Genomic DNA, 3,696 nt, shown 5'->3' with positions numbered 1-3,696 from the left:
CCCGCCGTCTTCCGAGGCAGAGGAGAATAGCGTCTGGCCGGCGCCGGAAGCCCTCGAAATCGAGCTGCCTGCGGCGGATTGGGGCAGAATGTGGGGATTGTTCAAATCGCCGAAGCATTTCTTTGAAGGCGGCGGACGGGAAGCGTTAAGGAACGTCGCGGAGCCGCTGCTCAAGGAAGCGCTGGCCTCCGCTTCATCGAAGCGGGAGGCGCTTCTGCTGGATCATTACGAATCGCTGACGGCGCAGGCGCTCATCAGAGCGTCCCGTGCGCTGAGAGAGAAGCTGGAGGAGCGGGATTTGGCCATGGCCGGGATGCTGAAGGGGGGTGATTCGGCGGCACGTTGGAGCATCCTCGCTGACGGTCTGCGGGAGGCTGAATCCGCTTTTGCCGGGAGGCTGAATATGGAAGTGTGAAGTTTGCGGGAAATTGTCGAAGAACACTTGCAATCTGCCGCGTCTTGGAAGAAAATAAAGAAGCCTGAAAATTTGCAGAGAAACTGCTGCTTTTTGCATGGATATTGCAGGAAGGAGCGAATTTTGCCGAAAGAGGTTGAATACCGACATGTGGGGATCTCCCTATTCTGCTTACAGCCGCAAGCTGCTGCTGCTGGGCAGCGGAGAATTGGGCAAGGAAGTGATCATTGAAGCCCAGCGATTGGGCGTGGAGACGGTAGCCGTAGACCGTTACGACGGCGCTCCCGCTATGGGGGTTGCCCACCGTTCCTATGTGCTGGATATGCTGGATGGAGAAGCGCTGAAGGAGCTGATCCGTTCGGAGAAGCCCGATGTTATCGTTCCGGAGATTGAAGCCATTGCCACGGACGCTCTTATGGAGTTGGAAGAAGAAGGATTCTGTGTTGTGCCGACTGCGCGCGCGGCCAGGCTGACGATGGACCGGGAGGGCATCCGGCGGCTTGCTGCCGAGAAGCTTGACCATCCTACGGCGGCCTATCGGTTCGCAGACAGTCTGGAAGAGCTTCGCCAGGCGGTGGAGGAGCTGGGAACGCCGTGCGTAATCAAGCCCATTATGAGCTCGTCCGGCAAAGGCCAGAGCGTGTGCCGCAGACCGGAGGAAGCCGATAGCTGCTGGAATACGGCTCTTGAGGGAGCCAGAGCCAAGGGGACCCGGGTCATTGTGGAGTCGTTCGTTGACTTCGAGAGCGAGATTACGCTGCTGACCGTTCGTTCTTCCTCCGGAACCGTATTCTGCCCGCCGATCGGGCATATCCAGAAGGATGGAGACTACGTGGAATCCTGGCAGCCGCATGAGATGACGGAAGAACAGCTGGCCCAGGCGCAGCGCATCGCGCGCAGCGTAACGGATGAGCTTGGCGGCTTCGGCATCTTCGGTGTAGAGCTATTCCTGACACGGGAGGGCGTTCTGTTCAGCGAAGTCAGCCCAAGGCCCCATGATACGGGAATGGTAACGATGGTGACTCAGGATTTGTCGGAGTTTGCTCTGCATGTTAGAGCAATTCTCGGTTTCCCGCTTGAGCCGGTGGAATTGCGGTCACCGGGCGCGTCGGCGACGCTCAAGGCCGGGAAAGACGCTGCCGGACAGGCTTACGCGGTTACCGGACTCCATGAAGCGCTGCGGCTTCCCCGCACGCAGGTCCGTGTATTCGGCAAACCGGAGGTCCGCCCGGGACGGCGGATGGCGGTCGCGCTGAGCGCCGCCGAAAATGTGGAAAAAGCGCGGGCGACGGCCAAAGAGGCGGCGTCCCTGCTAAAAGTGGAGGTATACGAGGATGAACAGTAGTACTCAGGCACCGGTACTGCAGATTCGCAACATCGGTATGAACGATCTGGAGACAATTACAGCCTTGCTGAGAGGATTTGGCTATCCGACGACCCTTAACGTGATGAAAGAGAGGCTGGAAGCCGTGCAGAATGATCCGGCCCGCTGCACGCTGGTCGCCGAAGTGGACGGTCGAACCGTCGGCATGATTGAACTCCGGCAGGTTCTCTCCTATTGCAAGGAGCAGGAATGCATCGCGGAGCTTACCGCCATTATTGTCGAGGAGTCTCTCAGAAGAAGCGGGCTGGGCAAACGGCTGATAGCCGCCGGAGAAGAATGGGCGCGCAGCCGTCAATGCAAGCAGATCTTCCTCAGCAGCGGCAACCGCGTCGAGCGCGCGCCGGCACATGCTTTTTACCGCCATCTCGGATTCGAGCAGAACGGTTACCGCTTTAGCAAATCGTTGTTATAAATCGTAATGAGATCCCCATCCCGCTTCTAGCAGGGGTGGTTTTTTTTATGACTCGAACGGCAGTCAAGACACTCCAGTGTAAGGCAATTTCGGGGCGTTCGGCTCCAAGGTCTTGACCGCGGTTCAAATGCCCGTTAATGTCATTAATAGAATTAAAGCTTTCATGCCAGAATTTCGCAGTGCGGTACTGTCCAAGAGGATTGAATACTTGGCGGGATTCCGGCGAAGGGCTTGCGAGCGGCACGACAGGAAGGAGAAGACTCTATGTCTTATAAATTGGCGGTAGGAAGCAGCGACGGGGAGTTTGTCGATCAGCATTTTGGAAGAAGCGAGCGTTTCTATATCTATGAGGTCAGCGATGACGGGGAATGGTCGCTGCTGGAAGTCCGCGAGAACGCAACCACGCGCGCCGAGGGCGAGCATCAGACGGGTGAGCTTAGCCAGACCATCGAGCTCTTGAAGGATTGCAGCAAGGTGCTGGTGCTTCAGATCGGGCCGGGAGCCCAGGCGAACCTGAAGCAGCTTGGCATTATGGTCTATTCCAGCAGAGGAACGGTCGAGGATGCGCTGGCGAAGCTGATTGCGTTCGAGAGCAAGCGGAAGAATCGGGCGTTCCTGGGCCGCGAGCAGGCGGAGTAAGCATTCCCGCATTCAGTAAGAAGAAACGGTTGTCCCTTCAAGAGCGGGCGGCCGTTTTTTTGTTCAAATATAAGAATGTATAAGTTTCACGCTTATAAAAGGCCTTATATTTCTACGAGAAACGTACTTGCGTCCTTGGGGGACGCCGTCAGGCGTTTCTTCTTGCAGCGTCTTTCTCCGGGTTTTCGGCTTGGACAATACACAAACCGGGCTTCTCCCCCATATCCTATAGGCAAACGCCTTATGACAGGGGGAGCGGAGCATGATAAAAATCAGCTTGAACGGTATGCGGACAGCGAAGAAGGCAGCGGGGACGACAGCGGAGGTCTGGAAATGGGACGGCAGCGGCTGGAATGAGCGCATTTCCCAGCCCGTACAGGATATAAGAAGCCCGGAAATGGACTATGCGGTTGTCCCGCCCGAGCCCGGCTGGTACCGGATCGATATTCGCGGAGGGGAAGCGGATGTGAGCGAGAGAGAGGAGCTTGCGGGCGAGGACGGCTTGCGGACCATTTCCCTGCATCCGGCGCCGTTCAGGCTTAAGGAAGGGATGCTCTGGGGATATATCCGCGACAACGGAAGAATCGGCATAGAGCCCCGCTTCGATTATGCCGAAGAATTTCAGGAGAATGGTCTGGCCGTCATTTCGAGCAAGGATCGCAGCGGCTTGATCGATACAGCGGGCAAAGAAGTGATTAAGCCCATATACACCTATATCGGCCCCTTTGAAGAAGGGCGCGCGGTCGCGAGCGACAGCAAGGGATATTTTCTGATTGACGAGAAGGGCAAACCGCTGACAGGACGACGGTACGATTATCTGAACGCCTTGCAGGAGGGGCGGGCGCT

5 protein-coding genes are annotated in these 3,696 nt (G+C 57.1%); all 5 read left to right on the top strand.

Annotation, left to right across the window (positions count from 1 at the left end; genetic code table 11):
• A partial coding sequence (locus tag L692_RS32445) for a hypothetical protein (RefSeq protein WP_036722371.1) occupies positions 1-415 on the top strand: 415 nt, incomplete at its 5' end.
• Between the two features lie 148 nt (positions 416-563).
• Entirely contained in the window at positions 564-1,760 is a 1,197-nt protein-coding gene (gene purT, locus L692_RS0106620) for a formate-dependent phosphoribosylglycinamide formyltransferase (RefSeq protein WP_025698294.1), read from the top strand.
• Positions 1,750-2,211: a GNAT family N-acetyltransferase gene (locus L692_RS0106615; RefSeq protein WP_025698293.1), complete on the top strand. Its 462-nt coding sequence runs from the start codon at positions 1,750-1,752 to the stop codon at positions 2,209-2,211. Before purT ends, L692_RS0106615 begins: the two co-directional genes overlap by 11 nt.
• Positions 2,212-2,475: 264 nt before the next feature.
• Entirely contained in the window at positions 2,476-2,850 is a 375-nt protein-coding gene (locus tag L692_RS0106610) for a NifB/NifX family molybdenum-iron cluster-binding protein (RefSeq protein WP_025698292.1), read from the top strand.
• A 262-nt stretch (positions 2,851-3,112) separates the two neighbouring features.
• Positions 3,113-3,696: WG repeat-containing protein (locus tag L692_RS27945; RefSeq protein WP_036722369.1), on the top strand; the 584-nt coding region annotated here is incomplete at its 3' end.

The organism is Paenibacillus forsythiae T98 (assembly GCF_000520735.1).
Lineage (GTDB): Bacteria > Bacillota > Bacilli > Paenibacillales > Paenibacillaceae > Paenibacillus_AQ > Paenibacillus_AQ forsythiae.
This window is presented reverse-complemented; position numbering and strand designations above follow the sequence as displayed.

What these genes read in the sequence shown, in the direction of transcription:
- purT (WP_025698294.1), top strand. Translation starts at nt 564, where the DNA reads ATGTGGGGATCTCCCTATTCTGCTTACAGCCGCAAGCTGCTGCTGCTG.
- L692_RS0106615 (WP_025698293.1), top strand. Translation starts at nt 1,750, where the DNA reads ATGAACAGTAGTACTCAGGCACCGGTACTGCAGATTCGCAACATCGGT.
- L692_RS0106610 (WP_025698292.1), top strand. Translation starts at nt 2,476, where the DNA reads ATGTCTTATAAATTGGCGGTAGGAAGCAGCGACGGGGAGTTTGTCGAT.